Annotated in this window: 23 protein-coding genes; all 23 read left to right on the top strand. The window is 42.0% G+C overall.

The features are described from left to right. Window positions 1-145: 145 nt before the first annotated feature. From flgB to ACWODM_RS04405, 23 genes are read left to right on the top strand one after another with little or no spacing between them, the layout of a single operon-like run. On the top strand, window positions 146-520 hold the full coding sequence (gene flgB, locus ACWODM_RS04515; RefSeq protein WP_455320186.1) for a flagellar basal body rod protein FlgB: 375 nt from the start codon (window positions 146-148) through the stop codon (window positions 518-520). 22 nt (window positions 521-542) lie between these two features. Continuing rightward, on the top strand, window positions 543-986 hold the full coding sequence (gene flgC / locus ACWODM_RS04510) for a flagellar basal body rod protein FlgC (RefSeq protein ID WP_455320185.1): 444 nt from the start codon (window positions 543-545) through the stop codon (window positions 984-986). Window positions 987-1,004: 18 nt separating this feature from the next. After that, window positions 1,005-1,337: a flagellar hook-basal body complex protein FliE gene (gene fliE, locus ACWODM_RS04505; RefSeq protein WP_455320184.1), complete on the top strand. Its 333-nt coding sequence runs from the start codon at window positions 1,005-1,007 to the stop codon at window positions 1,335-1,337. 35 nt (window positions 1,338-1,372) lie between these two features. Next, window positions 1,373-2,941 carry a flagellar basal-body MS-ring/collar protein FliF gene (gene fliF, locus ACWODM_RS04500; protein WP_455320183.1) on the top strand — a complete coding sequence of 523 codons (1,569 nt, stop codon included), beginning with the start codon at window positions 1,373-1,375 and terminating at the stop codon, window positions 2,939-2,941. An 18-nt stretch (window positions 2,942-2,959) separates the two neighbouring features. Next, window positions 2,960-3,964: a flagellar motor switch protein FliG gene (gene fliG / locus ACWODM_RS04495; RefSeq protein ID WP_455320182.1), complete on the top strand. Its 1,005-nt coding sequence runs from the start codon at window positions 2,960-2,962 to the stop codon at window positions 3,962-3,964. Beyond that, window positions 3,948-4,730: a FliH/SctL family protein gene (locus tag ACWODM_RS04490; RefSeq protein WP_455320181.1), complete on the top strand. Its 783-nt coding sequence runs from the start codon at window positions 3,948-3,950 to the stop codon at window positions 4,728-4,730. The genes fliG and ACWODM_RS04490 overlap by 17 nt, the downstream gene beginning before the upstream one ends. A gap of 7 nt (window positions 4,731-4,737) precedes the next feature. After that, window positions 4,738-6,075, top strand: a complete 1,338-nt coding sequence (fliI, locus tag ACWODM_RS04485; protein ID WP_455320180.1) for a flagellar protein export ATPase FliI — start codon at window positions 4,738-4,740, stop codon at window positions 6,073-6,075. A 19-nt stretch (window positions 6,076-6,094) separates the two neighbouring features. Next, entirely contained in the window at window positions 6,095-6,514 is a 420-nt protein-coding gene (gene fliJ, locus ACWODM_RS04480; protein WP_455320179.1) for a flagellar export protein FliJ, read from the top strand. Window positions 6,515-6,531: 17 nt separating this feature from the next. Beyond that, entirely contained in the window at window positions 6,532-7,920 is a 1,389-nt protein-coding gene (locus ACWODM_RS04475) for a flagellar hook-length control protein FliK (protein ID WP_455320178.1), read from the top strand. A 29-nt stretch (window positions 7,921-7,949) separates the two neighbouring features. Further along, complete coding sequence (locus ACWODM_RS04470; protein WP_455320177.1) at window positions 7,950-8,372, top strand: flagellar basal body rod modification protein; 423 nt, start codon at window positions 7,950-7,952, stop codon at window positions 8,370-8,372. Between the two features lie 49 nt (window positions 8,373-8,421). Then, complete coding sequence (locus ACWODM_RS04465) at window positions 8,422-9,324, top strand: flagellar hook-basal body complex protein (RefSeq protein WP_455320176.1); 903 nt, start codon at window positions 8,422-8,424, stop codon at window positions 9,322-9,324. 35 nt (window positions 9,325-9,359) lie between these two features. Then, window positions 9,360-9,569 carry a flagellar FlbD family protein gene (locus ACWODM_RS04460; protein WP_455320175.1) on the top strand — a complete coding sequence of 70 codons (210 nt, stop codon included), beginning with the start codon at window positions 9,360-9,362 and terminating at the stop codon, window positions 9,567-9,569. 13 nt (window positions 9,570-9,582) lie between these two features. Next, complete coding sequence (locus ACWODM_RS04455; RefSeq protein WP_455320174.1) at window positions 9,583-10,107, top strand: flagellar basal body-associated FliL family protein; 525 nt, start codon at window positions 9,583-9,585, stop codon at window positions 10,105-10,107. A gap of 12 nt (window positions 10,108-10,119) precedes the next feature. Beyond that, window positions 10,120-10,500 (top strand): flagellar biosynthetic protein FliO, encoded by a 381-nt coding sequence (locus ACWODM_RS04450; protein ID WP_455320173.1) that lies wholly within the window; start codon window positions 10,120-10,122, stop codon window positions 10,498-10,500. After that, a complete protein-coding gene (fliP, locus tag ACWODM_RS04445; RefSeq protein WP_455320172.1) occupies window positions 10,484-11,248 on the top strand; it encodes a flagellar type III secretion system pore protein FliP in 765 nt (254 codons plus the stop codon). Before ACWODM_RS04450 ends, fliP begins: the two co-directional genes overlap by 17 nt. Before the next feature lie 14 nt (window positions 11,249-11,262). Then, entirely contained in the window at window positions 11,263-11,526 is a 264-nt protein-coding gene (gene fliQ / locus ACWODM_RS04440; RefSeq protein WP_455320171.1) for a flagellar biosynthesis protein FliQ, read from the top strand. A 9-nt stretch (window positions 11,527-11,535) separates the two neighbouring features. After that, window positions 11,536-12,291 (top strand): flagellar biosynthetic protein FliR, encoded by a 756-nt coding sequence (fliR, locus tag ACWODM_RS04435; protein WP_455320170.1) that lies wholly within the window; start codon window positions 11,536-11,538, stop codon window positions 12,289-12,291. 11 nt (window positions 12,292-12,302) lie between these two features. Then, window positions 12,303-13,367 (top strand): flagellar biosynthesis protein FlhB, encoded by a 1,065-nt coding sequence (flhB, locus tag ACWODM_RS04430; protein ID WP_455320169.1) that lies wholly within the window; start codon window positions 12,303-12,305, stop codon window positions 13,365-13,367. A 23-nt stretch (window positions 13,368-13,390) separates the two neighbouring features. Next, complete coding sequence (flhA, locus tag ACWODM_RS04425; RefSeq protein WP_455320168.1) at window positions 13,391-15,466, top strand: flagellar biosynthesis protein FlhA; 2,076 nt, start codon at window positions 13,391-13,393, stop codon at window positions 15,464-15,466. 17 nt (window positions 15,467-15,483) lie between these two features. After that, entirely contained in the window at window positions 15,484-16,194 is a 711-nt protein-coding gene (locus ACWODM_RS04420; RefSeq protein ID WP_455320167.1) for a sigma-70 family RNA polymerase sigma factor, read from the top strand. After that, on the top strand, window positions 16,191-16,895 hold the full coding sequence (locus ACWODM_RS04415; protein ID WP_455320166.1) for a flagellar hook-basal body protein: 705 nt from the start codon (window positions 16,191-16,193) through the stop codon (window positions 16,893-16,895). Before ACWODM_RS04420 ends, ACWODM_RS04415 begins: the two co-directional genes overlap by 4 nt. Window positions 16,896-16,910: 15 nt before the next feature. Continuing rightward, on the top strand, window positions 16,911-17,696 hold the full coding sequence (locus tag ACWODM_RS04410; protein WP_455320165.1) for a flagellar hook-basal body protein: 786 nt from the start codon (window positions 16,911-16,913) through the stop codon (window positions 17,694-17,696). Window positions 17,697-17,710: 14 nt separating this feature from the next. After that, window positions 17,711-18,424: a cell division ATP-binding protein FtsE gene (locus tag ACWODM_RS04405; RefSeq protein ID WP_455320164.1), complete on the top strand. Its 714-nt coding sequence runs from the start codon at window positions 17,711-17,713 to the stop codon at window positions 18,422-18,424. The last annotated feature ends 64 nt before the right edge of the window (window positions 18,425-18,488 follow it).

Raw genomic sequence — 18,488 nt, 5'->3', positions numbered from 1 at the left:
TTCTACTAAATTACATTGCAAATGTCACGCAATATCAATATACTAGTAAAGAAAGTCTCAAACTTTTAAAAGTAAAGAAATATGAAAAAATTTAAAAAATTAAAAATTTTAATAAAAAGAGAAAATTTTGAAAAAGGAGAGAGCCATGGATACCTACGGGTTATTGAAAACTGCTATGGAAGTTTCTAACAAACGTGCAGAGTTGATTTCGACAAATATTGCCAATGTTAACACGAATAATTACAAAGCCAAACGTGTACAGTTTGAAAGTGAGTTGCAAAAAGCAATCGGGAAAAATCAGTTTGCCTTGACGACCACAAATGAAAGACATATTGGTAATCTTGCATCTTTGGAGCCAAAAGTTATAGAGACTAATGCAACCAGTCTCAAAGAGAACGGCAACAATGTGGATCTGGAAGTCGAAATGTTGGATCAAGCAACAAATGGTCTGTATTACAACGCAATGACTGCTCAGCTCAATGGTCGTTACAGAATGTTGAATCAAATATTGAGCAATTAATGAGTAGGAGGAGAGAAGAGCCATGAGTATTTTCAATGGATTGAATATTAACGCTAGTGGATTGTCACTGGAGCGTTTGAAACTAGATACGATCTCGACAAATATCGCGAATGTCAACACAACACGGACAGCTGAAGGTGGAGCATATCGTAAAAAAACGATCGAATTTTCGGAGAGTTTGAAGGATGCGACGCAGCTAAATCAACGAAATAATCCATTAACAAATAATCGAATGAGTTACGGGGTTAGAGTAACGGGAATCAGTGAAGATCAGACAGTTAGAATGAGCTATGATCCGACCAATCCGGATGCAGATGAAGACGGTAATGTTGAACAATCAAATGTCAATGTTGCAGATGAAATGATCGATATGATTCAGGCATTGAGAACTTATGAAGCCAATGCCTCTGCAGTAGAGATGAACAAGAGTATGCTGCGTAAAGCGTTAGAAATTTCTAAGGACTAAGGACTAAGGAGTAAATCAATGAATAATATTTCTTATACACAAAGCTTGATGGATTATCAAAATCAATTAAGAGAGCTTCAAACTTCTGCCGGTGTACCAGCAGCCAAAACAGACCAAGCTGAACAGGATGTTAAACCCTTTGGTGTACATTTAGGAGAAGCGATCGCTGGACTAAGTGAAAACATGCGGGTGATGGATGCCGATGCGATCAATGTCATTTCAGGTGAAGAAAACGATCTTGCAAAAGTCATGATCAACATGACAGAAGCACAATTGTCCATGCAAGCAGCTGTTCAGGTTCGCAACAAATGTCTCGAAGCATACAACGATATCAAAAACATGCAGTTTTAATTGAGATCGATTAGAAGGTTGGAAGGATGAAATAAATGGGTGCCAAGGCAAAAGAGTGGTTTGAACAGATACAATACAGGTGGCAGAACCTTAGTTCCTTGATGAAACGAGTGGTGATCCTAGGGCTGGTAAGTTTACTGGTCGTTCTAGGTACCTTTTACTTTATGATGACCAGAGTCCACTATGGCGTGCTTTTCACGGATTTGAATCGAGCGGATGCAGGAATCATCATCAATGACCTGAAAGAGAAAAAGATCGCTTATAAATTAGAAGATAATGGACAAACGATCATGATTGACCAGGAACAGATCGATAGCTACCGCATTGATCTGGCGGTAGAGAGTAAACTGCCAAACAGTTCGACAGGTTTTGAATTGTTTGATCAGTCCGACATGATGACGACAGATGAAGACCGAAAAATCATGTATCAACGAGCGTTGACAGGCGAATTGGAGCAAGCCATTCTTTCTTTGGATGGTGTGCAAGGAGTAAAAGTGATTTTGGTTACACCTGATGATGGTGTCTTCAGCAGTGAGAAAAAAGACGCGACGGCTTCGATCGTCCTAACGCTACAAAGACCATTGACCGAATCAATGATTCAAGGAATCGTGACGTTGACTTCCGGAGCAGTTGAAAATCTAAATGTGGAGAATGTCAAAGTTGTTGATGGCAACGGCAACGTACTGGCAGGTGGACAAGATGATGGAACACTGGCCAATGCAAGTGATCGTTACATCAGTATCAAAAATGCTTATGAAGATTCATTGGAGAAAAAAGTAAGACAATTACTGGAACCAATCTACGGCTCCAACAATTTGAATGTCTCGATCAACGTGGACTTAGATTTTGATTCGGTTGAGAGAACGACGACTGTTTACAATAACCCTGAAATTCGTAGTGAAAGTGTGGAAGCAACCGGCTCTGCCGAAGCGATCCAGGAAGCTCAGACTGGACAAGTCGATGATAATGTTACTGTTGTTACTGGTGATGATGCGGAAGGCGATCGGAGTTATCGTCGAAGTGTCAACAATGAGCTAGACACAGAGATTACGACAACGATCAGTGCACCAGGAATGATTCAGCGCATGACAAGCTCTGTCGTTGTTGCTGGAGATTTACCAGCGGATGTACAGCAGGAATTACGCACTTTAGTTGCTTCTGCTGTGGGTTACAACGAAGAACGAGGCGATGAAATCGCTGTTCAAGGGATGAATTTTGGGACAAATGAAGTAGTCGATCCCGTCGTACCTGGAGATGAGCAGCAAGGGTTGTCACAAAATTTGTGGATCTACCTGGCAGCAGTTGGAGGATTATTGTTGCTGACAATTGTGATGATCATCATCATGCTGGTTCGCAGACGCAAACGAAACCAAGAGGATTTCCTAGTTGAAGATGAGTATGAAGAACCGACAGAACCAATTGTTTCAGCATTTAATACGATAGTAGATGAAGTTTCGGAAAACAAGACCGATGAAGAGCGGTTTGAAGAAAAAAGAAGAATACGATCAAAAGAAGAGGATCGAGATCGCCGTGCCAAACAATTTGCTGGTGATAACCCAGAGATAACAGCAGAATTGATCAAAGCATGGATGAAGGAAAAATAGGTGGAGGGAAAAACAAACATGACGACCATGGAAGGCGTAAAAAAAGCAGCAGTCCTGCTGATTTCACTTGGATCAGAAACCTCCTCCAAAGTGATGAAGTTATTGCCTGAAGACTTGATACGCAAAGTCAGCTATGAGATTGCCAATACGGACATGGTAACGCCTGAACAAAGAGAGCAAGTTTTGGAAGAGCTTGTTGAGACATCCAGTGCTAGACAGTATGTTCTTGATGGCGGTATCGATTATGCGAGAGATCTTCTGCATCAAGCTCTTGGCCCACAAAGAGCCAAAGATGTCCTTGATGTACTTACACAAATCCAATTGAGAGAGAGACCGTTTAACAGTATACGTAAGGCAGATACACAACAGCTGACCAATTTGTTGCTGAACGAGCATCCGCAGACGATCGCTTTACTCTTGTGTTACATGCAACCAGAGAAAGCAGCAACGGTACTCTCTGAATTTCCTGATAAATTACAGGTAGAAATCGCTGAAAGAGTGGGGATGATCTCAAATACATCACCATCCATTATCCAAAGAATCGAAAAAGTGATTGAAGGAATTTTCTCTAATCACGTGGAGAACAGCACAGTGAATGTGGGTGGTGTGGATACACTGGTTGAAATCTTGAACTCCGCTAGTCGTGGTACGGAGAAGAACATTTTGAACGATTTGGAAAAACGACAACCAGATTTGTCAAACGAGGTCAAAGCAAGCCTGTTTACTTTCGAAGATATTATTGGTTTGGATCGTTTGGATGTTCAAAAAGTACTACGAGATGTGGACAACAATATGCTGGTGTTAGCACTGAAAGGAACAACCGAAGATATTCGCGAGTTTATCTTTGGCAACTTATCAAATCGTGCGGTCGAAAACATCAAAGAAGAGATTCAGTTTATGGGACCTACTCGACTCTCTGCAATAGAAGAAGCACAGCAAAATATTGTAGCAGTTATTAGAAGATTGGACGAAGCAGGTGAGATTTACATTGGAAGAGGCGAGCAAGATGCAGTGGTCAAATAGTTCCTTACTAAAAGAATCAAACGTAGGAAAGAGCAGCACAGCGAAATCGATCGTGACTAAACTACCGATTGCTCCTGTAAAAAAAGAGAAGAAGATCCAAATCGATGAAAGAAACTCAGTTAGAGGGTTACAAGAGCAACAACGCTTAAAAATTGAGAACGAGTGGCAAAAAATAGAAAAACAAAAACAGCAGCTACTTCAAGAAGCCCAAGAAGAGGCTACACGAATCAAAGCAGAGGCTCATGAGCGCGGACTGCAAGAAGGACAACAACAGGGCCATCAAGAAGGCTATCAAAAAGGTTACAGTGAAGGACACGCTTTCGGGACAGAAAAAGCATCTGAAGAGACCGAAAATATCTTGATCCAAGCAAAAGATTCTTTGCGAGAAGCCATGGAAATGAAAAAAGTTTATCTTCAGGAAAAGCAACAAGAATTGCTTCAATTCAGTGTGCAAATGGCTCAAGAGCTGATTCGGACACAATTGGATTTTGATGATGCAACGATCTTGAATATTATTGAGCCCATTTTGTTGAAACTTGAAAAACCAGAGCAGTTGCTTGTGGTTCGAGCGAATGAGAAGTACCATGATCTGTTGGTTGAAAAAATGGAGACAAAAAAACAAGAAATGCCTTCGATGCGGTATTTGGTCTTAAAGGATGCCACAATGGATCCCTACAACCTGACTGTTGAATCTGAGGAAGCTTTGGCAACCTTCGACTTGGAAGAAGAATTGCACCGGTTTTTACAACAACTAGCAAAGGACTGAGACAAAGATGGCGTTGAGCTTGCCTATCGATCACTATTTGAAAAGAACTAAAAAGCATTCGTTCTTCTCTATTTTTGGCAAAGTAAGTGAAGTTGTCGGACTAATCATCAAAGTAGAAGGTTTGGACGTATTCGTTGGAGAAATCTGTGAAATCACGATTCGCAATAGCAGTAAGATCGCTCTGTGTGAAGTTGTTGGTTTTGTCAAACAAACCGTTTTACTGATGCCGCTGGATGAACTGGAAGGAATTGGACCAGGCTGTCTGGTGAAAGCGACGGGTAAGACCTTGACAGTTAAAGTAAATGATGACGTCCTTGGTCATACCTTGGATGGGTTGGGTCGACCAATCGATGGGTTAGTACTTGAAGAAGATAGTCCGGAGTATGAGGTGTTGAATGATTCACCAGATCCTTTCAAACGAAAAAAAATCGCAGAAGTTATGAGTACCGGTGTACGGGCGATCGATGGGCTGATGACCGTAGGAGAAGGCCAACGTCTGGGAATCTTTGCCGGAAGTGGTGTGGGTAAAAGTACCTTACTGGGCATGTTGGCGAGATATTGTGACGCAGATGTGATTGTGATCGGATTGATTGGAGAACGTGGTCGCGAAGTCAAAGAATTCATCGAAAATGATTTAGGAGCAGAAGGGTATAAAAAATCTGTCGTCGTTTGTGCTACCTCAGATTCACCGCCTCTGGTTCGTTTAAAAGGCGCTCATGTGGCTACAGCAATTGCCGAGTATTTCCGAGATCAAGGGAAAAAAGTTGTATTGATGATGGATTCTGTCACCCGATTTGCGATGGCGCAACGAGAAATCGGTTTGTCTATCGGCGAACCGCCGACAACTAAAGGCTACACACCGTCAGTATTCACTTCACTGCCCAAGCTGTTAGAGCGAAGCGGAATGTCCGATAAAGGCTCGATTACGGCTTTTTACACGGTTTTGGTAGAAGGTGACGATATGAACGAACCAATCGCCGATGCGGTACGTGGAATCTTGGATGGACACATTTTACTGTCACGTAAGATCGCTTCACAAAATCATTATCCTGCCATCGATATTCAGAACAGTTTGAGTCGTCTGATGAAGACTTTGGTTGCTCCTGAGCATCACAAACATGCAGGAGAATTAAAAGAAAATATGGCAGCTTATACTGAAGCCAAGGATTTGATCGATATCGGTGCCTATAAGAAGGGCAGCAATCCGGTGGTTGATTATGCAATCTCTTTGCATCAGCCGATTAATGCATTTTTGAGACAACAAGTAGAAGAACCGTCGGACTATGAACAGACCGTGATGAAACTGCATTCTTTGTTCAGCGATGTAGCAACAATCAGAAGTTAGTGGAAGCGAGGAATAGTTAGTGGGGAAGTTTCAGTTTTCTTTAGAAAAAATATTGGATTATCGTTGGATACAAGAACAAGAAGCCAAAAGGGCATACGCTTCGGCGCAGCAAGCACTAAATGAGCAAGAGGATCTTTTTCAGCAGATTTCTCAGGAAAAAAATGCGTTGATGGATGTTCGTGAACATACCGTTAATCGCATGCAGATTCAACAATGGTATTTGTTGGACTTGAATCAAAAGCTGTTGACGACCGCTCAGACGATCGCCGAGATGACCTCTTTTGTTGAGTCTAAACTGCAAACGTATATCGAAGCACAAAAAGAACGTAAGATTTTAGAAAAGCTTTCCGAGAAACAACTGGCAGAGCACCAGTTAGCCATGAATCGAGAAGAACAAAAGATGCTAGATGAAATGGCAAATAGAAAAAGAATCAGCTAACAGAAAGGACAGGGTCCATGGAACGAATTCAACAAGTGACTGGTAAAAATATGCTGGGTACAGAAGCAGCATTCTCACCTGTAGACGGAGAGATGTTTCAACAACTTTTCCAGAGTTTTCAACCAAAGCAAGAAATGTCTGCCACTGGAATCCCACAAGAGACAGAACTTGAAGAATCTACAGATGACGTAGAAGAATCGCATGCTACCCTGCCTTCTCCTACATATACAGAATCGGAAGAATCTTTAAAGAATGATCCCGCAACGATGGATGAAATCCCCGAAGAGAAATACGAGCCGAAGAACATGACTTCAGCTGACTGGATTCCGACAATGCTACTGGGACAGACAGCAGAAGTTTCAGAAAAACCATTGCTATCTGAGGGGACAGAGAAGAATGAGAAGGAACTTTCGAAGCTACCTGAAGGGATAGAGAAGAACAAAAACTTGAGCTCACAGGAACTTTCAAATCACCCAGCTTTTGCCGGAGAGATCAAAGAAAGTCAGCATGAAAGCCTTACTTCGGGAGCTCTTAAACAGGAAATCGGACCACATGAGGCGACCGCACATTCTTCAATTGAAGAACCGGCAACGGTCCTTCCTAAAAATGAAGGGAAGCAGACAAGCAAACCTTCGAACGAACAAGTATCGAAGCCTACGATGGAACTATCCGGATCAAGTATTGAATCTGGGCGAATTGTTCCAGAGGATGGCACAAAAACGGCTGTTTCGCCTTCGGACAAAGAGCTGTCAGAAGCAAAAGTGAGTGAGCCGGATAGAAGGATTTCGGCAAGTGAGTCTGTCCAAGTAAACGAAGGAAGTGAAACCATCCAACGTTCAGACAGTCAATCAATGCCAATAGACCCAAGTGTCCAGTTGGCAGCGACTAAGGAAGCTATTCCTTTAACAGTCGATGTCCAGAAATTAACACAGGGAAACACATCCGCAATCGAAAAAACAGTCGAAACGATGGCGCAGCCCATTCGAGAAGAGCTGCAAACTATGGTTCGACCCAATGAAAAGATCATCACCTTTGATTTGGACCCGGAACAGCTTGGGAAAGTTCAAGTCAAAATGAAGGTGACGCCGGGAGCTGTTTCGCTAGAATTGACGGTTCAGTCAGAGCAAACGAAAAAAATGTTTGAGTCACTGACGACTAGCTTGGATAAGATTTTACAGAAGCAGGAAAATGTACCGGTGTTTTCAGTAATGAAAACCGAAACCCCTGCGAATGTATCTGCTGGAGAGAATCAAATGAATTTCTCAGGCTCGTTTCAGGAAGGCTTTAGTCAGGAACAACGACACATGCAGCAGCAACAGCGAACATCAGGCAAATACAGCAAACAAATTCTAGAAGAACAACCCACTGAAAAAGAAATAGAAAGTCAGATCAGTATTTTGGCTTAAACGAGTAGAAAATAGAAGGAGGAGAAAATATGCCAGATCAAATCAACGGTCTTAACCCAATGGCCGCCAGCAATATCCATCAAAAGAAGAATCCGTCAGATATTTCGATGGACGATTTCTTAAAGATTTTAGCAGCTTCGATGAGTAACCCAACGGTGATGGCAGGAAGCGGCGAATCCGGAGGCAATGCCGGAACAGATTACATTGGACAATTTGTGCAATTCACGACTTTACAGCAAATTCAGGAGATCGGTGAGGGATTGACCCAATCCGTCCGGATGTCTCAGCAGCAACAGGCATTTGAATTGTTGGGACGTGAAGTCACTGTCAGAGATGGCGAAGAAGACATTACGGGTAAGGTTGAAAAGGTCCGCTTTGTTGACGGCTATGCAACGATCGTTGTCGGCGGCGAAGAGTATTACATGAGTGGCATTCAGGAAATTGGCGAGTAGTTAAAGTAAAAATTAAATATAAACAGGAAAATTTAGGAGGAAATCAAGCATGTTACGATCACTTTATACAGGCGTTAGCGGAATGAAAAATCTACAAACAAAAATGGACGTGGTGTCAAATAATATTGCCAATGTCAATACAGTCGGCTTCAAAGCAAGCCGCGTCATGTTCCAAGATGTCATGAGTCAAACTACAGCACCAGCAGCTAGACCAGCCAATGATTTAGGAGGAACTAACCCACGCCAAGTAGGTTTAGGGGTTCAAATTGGTTCAATCGATACGATCCATACAACAGGTGCAAGACAAGCTACCGGGCGTGACCTAGACTTTTACTTGGACGGACCAGGCTACTTTATCGTTAAGGACGGTTCGGATAAAAATTTGTATACAAGAGATGGTATTTTTACCCGTGATTCAGACGGAACAATTGTTAATAGTGCAGGAATGAAGGTTCAAGGACGTCAATTGGGAGCTACTCCGGAAGATGGAGATATGAGTCTTCTGGAAAATTTCCCCACACCATTACATGATCTATCTGTACCATCCAGACTTGAAAATGCAGCTGGTGAACCTATATTGGATGATGATGGAAATGAACAAACTTACCAATCCATGGCTATCGACCGTAACGGGATCGTTACAGCTAAATATGGCAATGCTAACTATGTACTTGGTAAAGTTGCTGTCGCAACCTTTAATAACCCAGACGGTCTGGAAAAACAAGGCGGCAACAACTATGATCGCACAGACAATACAGGAGATCCAATCATCGGCGGCAGCGGTGAAAACGGTGCGGGAATGTTAGTTTCAGGAAGTATCGAAATGTCTAATGTGGATTTGGCGAACGAATTTACAGAAATGATCGTTGCTAGCCGTGCTTATCAAGCAAACTCTAGAAGTATCACGACTTCAGATGAAATGCTGCAGGAACTGATCAATCTAAAACGTTAAGCCACTTAAAATTTAACTAGTGAGGAGATACTCAGATGATTCTGGTAACAGCATTAAATGGTAAAGATTTTTATTTGAATCCAGATTTGATTTATCGATTGGAAGAAAATTCAGATACTTACATCACATTAGTAGATGGGAAGACAGTGATCGTTCAGGAGTCTGTTGAATCCGTCGTACAACGAATTGTTGAGTATCGAAGACAGATCACACAGCCAATCGTGGGAAAGAATGAAGAGATTTAGGAGGTGAATCAGGATGGAAAACCAAAATAAAAAAGGAAAAACTTCGCAAGAAAAAGCAATCAAGAAAGAAAAGAAGGAGATCAGTATCAGCCTTGTGCTGCCACTGATTCTTGTTTTGGCAGTTGTGGGAAGCGTGATCGGCACGATCATCACCAGTAAATTTATCCTGCCGCCTCCTACAGTGGAAGTAGCGCCGCAGACAGATTCTGGTCAAGCAAAAATTGATGAAAGCCAAGAGATCATTCCTTTAGAAGAATTTGTTGTCAATTTAGCGAAAGACGGCAATACACAACAATATATTCGAGTGACTCTTTCTCTACTTGTAGACAGTAAGAAAGACAGCGAAGAAGTCGAAAAAAATGTAGCACTCGTACGTGACAGTGTAGTCAATCTTTTACGTCAAAAAAAGGGATCTGACATTTTGGAAGCACCAGAAGGATTTATTGAATGGAAGAAAGAATTGACGGACACAATCAATGCAGACTATGGTAAGGAAATCATTCAGGACGTATTTATTACAGATTCTGTGATTCAGTAAAAAGGAGTTCATATGGAGTTACTATCTCTACTCGTAAAAATGATCGTCTTCTTGTTTGTGCTACTTTATGGAGCCAATCAGTTATTACGATATCTAAATAATCGGACGCTTCAACAAGGAGGCAAAACATTACAGGTATTAGAACGAATTTCTGTAAGCAAAACTTCCGGAATCGGCATTGTGAAGATCTTGGATAGCTATTATGTCATGAGCTTGTCTGAGCAAAACAATCAGATCATGAAAGAGCTGACTGAAGAGGAAGTTGAAAAATATCTCTCCTCACCGCAGTTCGAACAGGAAATCGTCCCTAAACAATTTTCTCAATTGATTCAAAAACAGAAAGAACAGTTGGCTAAAAGAAAGAGGAAATCATCTCATGAAAAAGAAAACTAGTTTATGGCTGATGTTTGCAAGCATTGCTGCAGGTATCTTTAGTTTTCCCACGAGAGTCTATGCATTGGATACCGAAGAAATCACGACAACGATCAACGGTCTACTTTCTAATTCAGGTTCGTCTGACACAACATTGAATACGTTCATTTTGATGACATTGCTGTCGATCATTCCGATTCTTTTGGTGATGACTACCTCGTTTACACGGATCATCATGGTCTTGTCTTTTGTCCGAAATGCATTAGGCACCCAACAAAATCCACCCAATCAAGTCATGATCGGGCTGGCTTTGTTCCTGACCTTTTTCGTCATGCGACCTGTCTATATGGCGATCAATGATCAGGCGATCCAACCTTTTCAAAATGAAGAGATTACTCAGGAAGAGGTCTTTGATCGTTCTGAGATTTTGATCAAAGAATTCATGTACGAGCAGACTCGTGACAAGGATGTCGAGTTGTTCGTTGATCTGGCGGATGCTAGAGGTCAGTATGCTTCCTACGAAGAGTTGCCAATGACGATCCTGACTCCTGCATTTATCATTAGTGAACTGCGTATTGCTTTTAGCATAGGGTTCTTGATCTTCATTCCGTTTTTGATTATCGATATGGCTGTCGCCAGTATTCTGATGTCGATGGGGATGTTCATGTTGTCTCCAGTGATGATCTCGCTGCCCTTTAAGATCTTGTTGTTTGTCTTAGTGGACGGCTGGTATTTGGTCGTTGAATCACTGATCAAGAGTTTTTATTAGAAAGTAGGGAAAACATGTCTGTTCAGCTAGTATTAGATGTCATGCGGGAAGCCTTTATGAAAATCATCATGGTCGCCGGTCCAGTCGTGATCGTCGCAATGGTCGTAGGTTTGATCATTAGTATTTTCCAGGCAACCACGCAGATTCAAGAGCAAACGTTGAGCTTTGTTCCCAAGTTATTAGCAATTTTTATTACATTGATGATAGCCGGTAATTTCATGTTGAATACACTGTTACAATTTACGCAATCGATTTTTAAAATCATTGCTTCTTTGTGAGGAAAAACAATGACAGAAATTCAACCGATGATCTTGGTCTTTATACGAATTCTTTCTTTTATGGTAGTTTGTCCTGTTTTTTCTCACAGGGGTGTACCGATGATGGCAAAGGCAGTTTTAGCAGGTAGCCTGCTTATCGGATCCTGGCCTTATGTGGAAGTGACAGAGACAGTCTACCCTCTTTTTATCTTTGGATTGATCAGTGTGAAGGAAGTTCTTTTAGGACTGACGATGGGCTATCTCACACAGCTAGTGTTTACCGGCGTCGAGATGGCTGGTCAGCTAGTTGATTTCCAAGTAGGTTTTTCTATGGGGCAGGCCTTTGATCCCAATTTTCAGATCATGTCTTCTCAATATGGAAAAGCGTATTATTGGATGTCACTGGCAATCGTCTTTGTCTTAGATCTACACCATCATTTGATCAATGGTGTGGTCACCTCTTTCCGACTGATTCCTCTGGGGGCATTCCCGATCGAAGGAACGACAGTTGATGGTATCGTTCAATTGTTTGTGGGAACATTTGAAATGGCTTTGAATCTTGGTGCGCCACTAATCGTTGCTGTACTGGTGATCGATGTCGTTTTGGGAGTTATTTCAAGAGTAGTACCCAGTATCAATGTGTTGATGCTAGGGATGCCGTTCAAAAATATGGTCAGCTTTGTCATTTTTTTGATGGTGTTACCAAATACAGTCAGTTACTTAGGGAAGAAACTTCCTCAGGCGTTATTATTTTTACAAGAGTTTCTTGAATCGTTTAATCTGTGAGGTGAGGCAAAATGGCAAAAGATGATAAGACAGAACAACCCACCCCCAAGCGTCTAAGAGACGCGAGAGAGCGTGGGGAAGTAGCGAAGAGTCCGGATATCTCTTCTTCGATCTCATTATTAGCCTTTGCTGGACTGATCGTCCCTTTATGGACCTATATCATGAAGCAGCTGACCCCTTATCTGATTACCTCGATTCAACACGTACATAGTTATGAAAGACTATTGACGGATCTACCTAAACTGGCGATACAGGCAATTATTGTGTTTGTCCTCGCCTGTCTGCCTTTTTTTGCAATCACACTGGTGATAGGGATTTTAGGAAATGTTGTCCAGGTCGGTTTGCTTTTTTCAAAGAAAGCAATCAAACCAGACTTCAAAAAATTAAATCCTCTGCAAGGCTTTAAAAATTTATTCGGTAAACAAACATGGATGAATTTGTTTAAGACATTGATGAAATTTATCGTTGTTTTGTATCTATGCTTTGGAAAAATCAGAGACGCATTGCCAGAGATCATGAATCTCAGCACGGTAGGCACAGAAAAACCACTGCAATTCTTACTGACTTTTGTTAGAGACTTAGCGATTCAAATTGCCATTATTTTAGTTGTCTTAGCAATATTGGATTATATTTTCCAACGTTATTCTCATCGAAAGAACCTGCGAATGACCAAGCAGGAAGTCAAAGAAGAATTCAAGCAGATGGAGGGAGATCCTCAAGTCAAATCTCAGCGTAAAGCGAAGTATCAGGCGATGGTCCGCAACACGATCGCCAACGTCAAAGATGCGACGGTACTGGTCACCAATCCGACTCACTATGCAATCGCATTGAGATACGATCCGAAAGAAGATGAAGTGCCGATCGTCTTAGCTAAAGGAGCAGATGACTTGGCGCAACGGATGAAGGAAGAAGCCAGAGAACAAGGCATCCCGATGATCGAAAATCGACCGGTTGCCAGAGCTTTGTATCCACTGGTTGAAGCGGGCGATGTCATTCCGATCGAATGGTACGAAGCAGTGGCAGAAATCATTGCATTGGTTTATCAGTTGGAAGAATCAAACAAAGGAAAAGTGTAACACGCTAGAAAGTAGGAGTAGGAATGAATGAAGTAGCAAATGGCAATAAAACGAAATCTATCGGCTTTGCTGACATAGCCATTTCCTTTTTAGTAGTAGGTATTATTGGACTGATCATTGTTCCTTTGCCCGCAGCTGTTTTGGATTTCTTGATTATTGTGAATTTAACGATCGGGCTGAATATCTTATTGATCACCTTGTTTACGAAGAATGTTTTGGAATTTGCCACTTTTCCAACAGTTTTACTGATCACTACGATGTTTCGTCTGGGCTTGAACCTTTCGTCTACTCGCTTGATTCTGACTGAAGGCGGTGCTGGACAGGTGATTGATGCCTTTGCCAATGTTGTGGCGGGGAATAATTATATCGTCGGGGTCATCTTGTTTATTATCATTATGATCGTACAGCTAGTGGTTGTGGCCAATGGTGCGGGACGTGTTTCTGAAGTGTCCGCACGTTTCACCTTAGATGCGATGCCTGGTAAACAAATGGCGATCGATTCGGATCTGAATGCCGGTCTGATCACTGAAGACCAAGCACGTCAGCGTCGAAAAGATTTGCAACGAGAAGCCGACTTCTTTGGTTCAATGGACGGTGCCAGTAAATTCGTCAAAGGAGATGCGATCGCTGGAATCATTATCACGATCATCAATTTGATCGGTGGGGCAGTGATCTTCTCCGTCAATGGTCAACTCTCGATCGGTGAAGCTTTTTCTCAATTTGGGAAATTGTCAATCGGTGATGGTTTGGTCAGTTCGATTCCGTCCTTGTTGATTTCGGTAGCTTCCGGGGTGATCGTGACCCGTTCGGATAATTCCTTGTCCTTCGGGATGGACCTGGCGACTGATTTTACACGAAATCCGGCCTTGTTCCGGATCATTGGAGCGATTTTGTTCGTATTGGGAATCGTTCCTGGATTTCCATTTCTACCCTTTGCTCTGATGGGACTGGCTTTGTTCGGTATCAGCATGTTTATCAAACAAAAAGAAGAACAGGCGATCATTGAACAAAAGAAACAAGCACAGACGCTTGCCCTGCAGCGCAAGAAAGAGCAGCAAGAGGAAGAAGAATCTGTGGCAGCCTTCCAGGTGGAACCAATCTCGATCGAAATTGGGTATGCACTGATTCCAATGATCGATAGCACGGTAGATAACAGCTTAATGAATCGAATCGTAGCGATTCGTAAACAAAGTGCGCATGAGTTGGGAATTTTAGTCAATCCAGTAAGAATTCGTGACAATTTATATCTTGAACCAAACAATTACTCGATCAAGATCCGTGGTAATGAAGTAGGGAGCGGAGAGATCTATCCCAATAAATTTATGATCATCAGTCAAGGCGAAGCCTTTCCGTTCCAAGGGCAATTGACTAAAGAGCCCGCCTTTAACCTGGACGCGATGTGGATCGATGAAAAAGACAAGGATGCCGCCGATCTACAGGGCTTCACGATCATTGAGCCACTGACAGTGATTGCGACGCATCTGAAGGAAATCATCTATAGCCACGCGTCTGAACTATTGGGCCGTCAAGAAGTGAAAAAACTTCTTGAAGGGATCAAGGATCAGTACAATGTGGTCATCGATGAACTGATTCCAGAAATCATGCGTTTGGGAGAAGTTCAAAAAGTATTGCAAAATCTTTTGGATGAACAAATCCCGATCAATGACTTAGCGTCTATTTTGGAAACACTGGCAGATTACGGCATGGTAACCAAGGATATCGAGACCTTGACCGAATATGTTCGTCAGTCATTGAAACGAACGATTTCTGCCAAGTATGCAGGAGCCGATCATTCGATCAATGTGGTAGTGATTCATCCAAAAGTCGAAGAAACGATTCTGCAAAGTATTCAAAAAACAGCGACAGGATCGTATCCGGTACTTAAACCAGAAACCGTTAATCAAATTTTGGAAGGCTTAGGAAATATCCAACAGCATTTATTGATGGAGAATGTACCACATGTCATTTTGGCATCACCTAAAATTCGTTTGGCCTTTAGAAAGTTGATCTCATTCAATTTTCCAGATATCGCGGTCTTGTCTTTAAATGAGATTCCCAACGAAATGATGATTGAGACGGTAGGAAGTTTAGAATTTTAGAGAGGAGGAGAGCTTGGATGTACGAAGTAAACAGGGAAGAAGAGATCATCAAATACTTGCCTTTGGTTGACCGTGTTGTAAATCGCATAGGGATCAAGAGCCAGGAATATGAAAGAGGCGATCTCTTTAATATCGGTGTGATCGGTTTGATGGACGCGTTACACAAATTCGATGTGACGAAGAAAGTTCCCTTTGAAAGCTATGCGGTGATTCGGATTCGTGGAGCAATCATTGACGAAGTTCGAAAAAACGCCAAGCTCTCTCGTTATAAAATGGCTCATGTCAATGCGTATTATCAAGCCAAGCAAAAGCTAGAGCAGGAGATAAAGCGAGAAGTGACTGAGACAGAGATTTGTGCAGAGATGGGTATCTCGATGGGACAGCTAGCTGATATTTTCGACAGTATCCATTACTTGGCAAGCATCTCCCTTGAAGACACTCTTTTCAATCAGAAAGATGAAGGGATCGAGTTAAAATATACGATCCAAGATGTTTCTGCCAAATCTGCAGAAGAAACGTTATTAGAAGAAGAACATACAGCAGCGTTGAACACAGCATTGAAAAAACTGACAGAACGAGAACAATTACTGTTGAGTTTGTACTATAAAGAAGAATTGACCTTGCGAGAAATTGCGGAAGTGCTGGAGATTTCGATCGCCAGAGTTTCTCAAATACATGGAAAAACGATCAGTAACCTAAAGCAGCTTATTCAGGAGGAAATGGCATGATTCGAGCATTTGATACACTATCCAGAAATTTTGAACTATTACAAAAAAGACAGGAAAACATCAGTAGCAATATGGCAAATGTCCAAACACCTGGTTTCCAATCGAAACAATTGTTTCAACAAACCTTACAGGAGGTTGCCGTACATAACTATCAGGCTGGACCAGAATTGAACCGTAGAAATGATTTAGGAAATCTAGTGATGGGCAATGAAATCTCCGGTGCTTCGACCAACAGCGAACGAGGCCCGCTGGAAGAAACGTCTCGACCTACCGACTTTGCTTTGGGCTCTGACGGTTACTTCGCCATCCAGTTGCCGAATGGACAAACAGCCTATACACGGAACGGAAATTTTGCTTTGAATGATCAAAATCAGTACGTGACACAAGAGGGTTATGCTGTATTAAATGAAAATAATCAGCCAGCAGTTGCTGGAGAAGTGCTAAACTTTCAAGTTGTATTCTTTGCGAATCCTCAAAATTTGGTGAGTGAAGGCGATACGTATTACTCAAGTGATGTAGCTGGAGAAATCGTAGAAAATCCTCGGATCTACACTGGCTATTTGGAACAATCCAATGCAACCGTGGCTGACGAGATGGTCGCTATGATGCAGACAACAAGAGAATTCGAAGCCAACCAAAAAGTATTGAGTACCACCAATGAAACCTTACGCAAAGCCGTCAATGAATTAGGCAGATTCTAATAGGGAGAGAACAAGATGAATTTAAACAGTTTACTACATGTCAGTCGCTCAGGGATCAACGGTCTTCAAAAACACCTAGATGTGACAGCCAACAATATTGCAAACGTCAATACAACGGGATACAAAGAAAAGCAGACAAGTTTTCGTGAGTTGTTGAATAATCCAACCACACAAGTAGAAGTGGGCTTTCCTGCCAATACACCGAATTTAGGCTTCAATAGAGGCGTAGCAGTCTTTGAGGAAGGAGTCGATTTTACTCAAGGCAGTTTTATGCAAACCGAATCTCCGTATGATTTGGCGATTCAAGGCAATGGGTTCTTTGGGGTCAGAGATGCAAATGGTCAGCTGCTTTTGACGCGTGACGGCAACTTTATGCTAGATGAGACAGGGCGTTTAGTCAATGAACGCGGCTTACCACTGGAGGTCAATCTAGCGGTTCCATATGCGAACTGGCCACAAGGGACACCGGCAATCGATCCTTCAGGAAATATCTCGATCGTCAATGGAGCAACCACAACGGATGTCGGGCGCGTCGTTTTGTATCAGCCGGAGAATCCCGATGCACTGATTGCAGAAGGTGAGAACGTATATCGTCTAGCAGAGGGTAGCAATCTTTTAAATTCCAATGCAACGATGGCAGGCTTCGGTACGATTAGACAATCCGCTTTAGAAAATGCCAATGTGAATTTAGCAAAAACAATGACGGACTTGATCGCTACCCAGAGAGCGTATTCATTGAATACCCGAGTGTTGCAAAGTACAGATGAACTGTTAAGTACTGTGAATCGTTTTACAGATTGATAAAGGTGAGAGACATGATTAAAGTCACAAACGCCACAAAAAGATACAACAAGAAAAAAGAACCGGCATTAAAAGATATCTCCTTTCAAATACAGGCAGGAGAATTCGTTTATTTGACCGGGCCAAGTGGTTCCGGCAAAACGACTCTTTTAAAGCTGCTTTACAAAGAGGAACAGCTGACCAAAGGATCGGTACAGGTAGACAATATAAAGGTAGAAAAAATCAGTAGTCCTAAATTGCATTTGCTACGGAGAAAAATCGGGATCGTCAGTCAAGAAGATCTCTTTTTGCCTCAATGCACAGCCTTTCAAAATGTGGCTTTTGTACTGGAAGTTGTTCAGACAAACCAGCAACAAATAGTCGAAAAGACCTTGAATGCCTTGCAACGTGTCGGCATGCTAGATGTTAAAGACACTTTGACAAAGGATCTATCGATCGGACAGCAAAAGAAGATTGCCATTGCTCGAGCAATTGTTAACCAGCCATCCATATTGATAGCCGATGAACCAACAGCTAATCTTGATGTGAAGTCTGCTGTAGAAATGATGAAGATTTTTCTCAATATCAATCAATCAGGAACTTCGGTAATTATTGCTACGCATGACAGTACGATGGTGAACTCGATTCGTAACCGTGTACTGGAACTTTCTAAAGGCAGACTGATCCGAGACGATTACTCAGGTGGGTATTCATTATTTTCTGATCCAAAAGATGTATATGTTTGGTAAGACTCGCTTTAAATTTGTCCAGAATATCCGATAGTTAAATCAGGACTATCATTTTTGGCCAAAA

Source organism: Enterococcus olivae (genome assembly GCF_053760925.1).
Note: the sequence above shows the minus strand (reverse complement) of the source record. Positions and strands in the feature narration are given on the sequence as shown.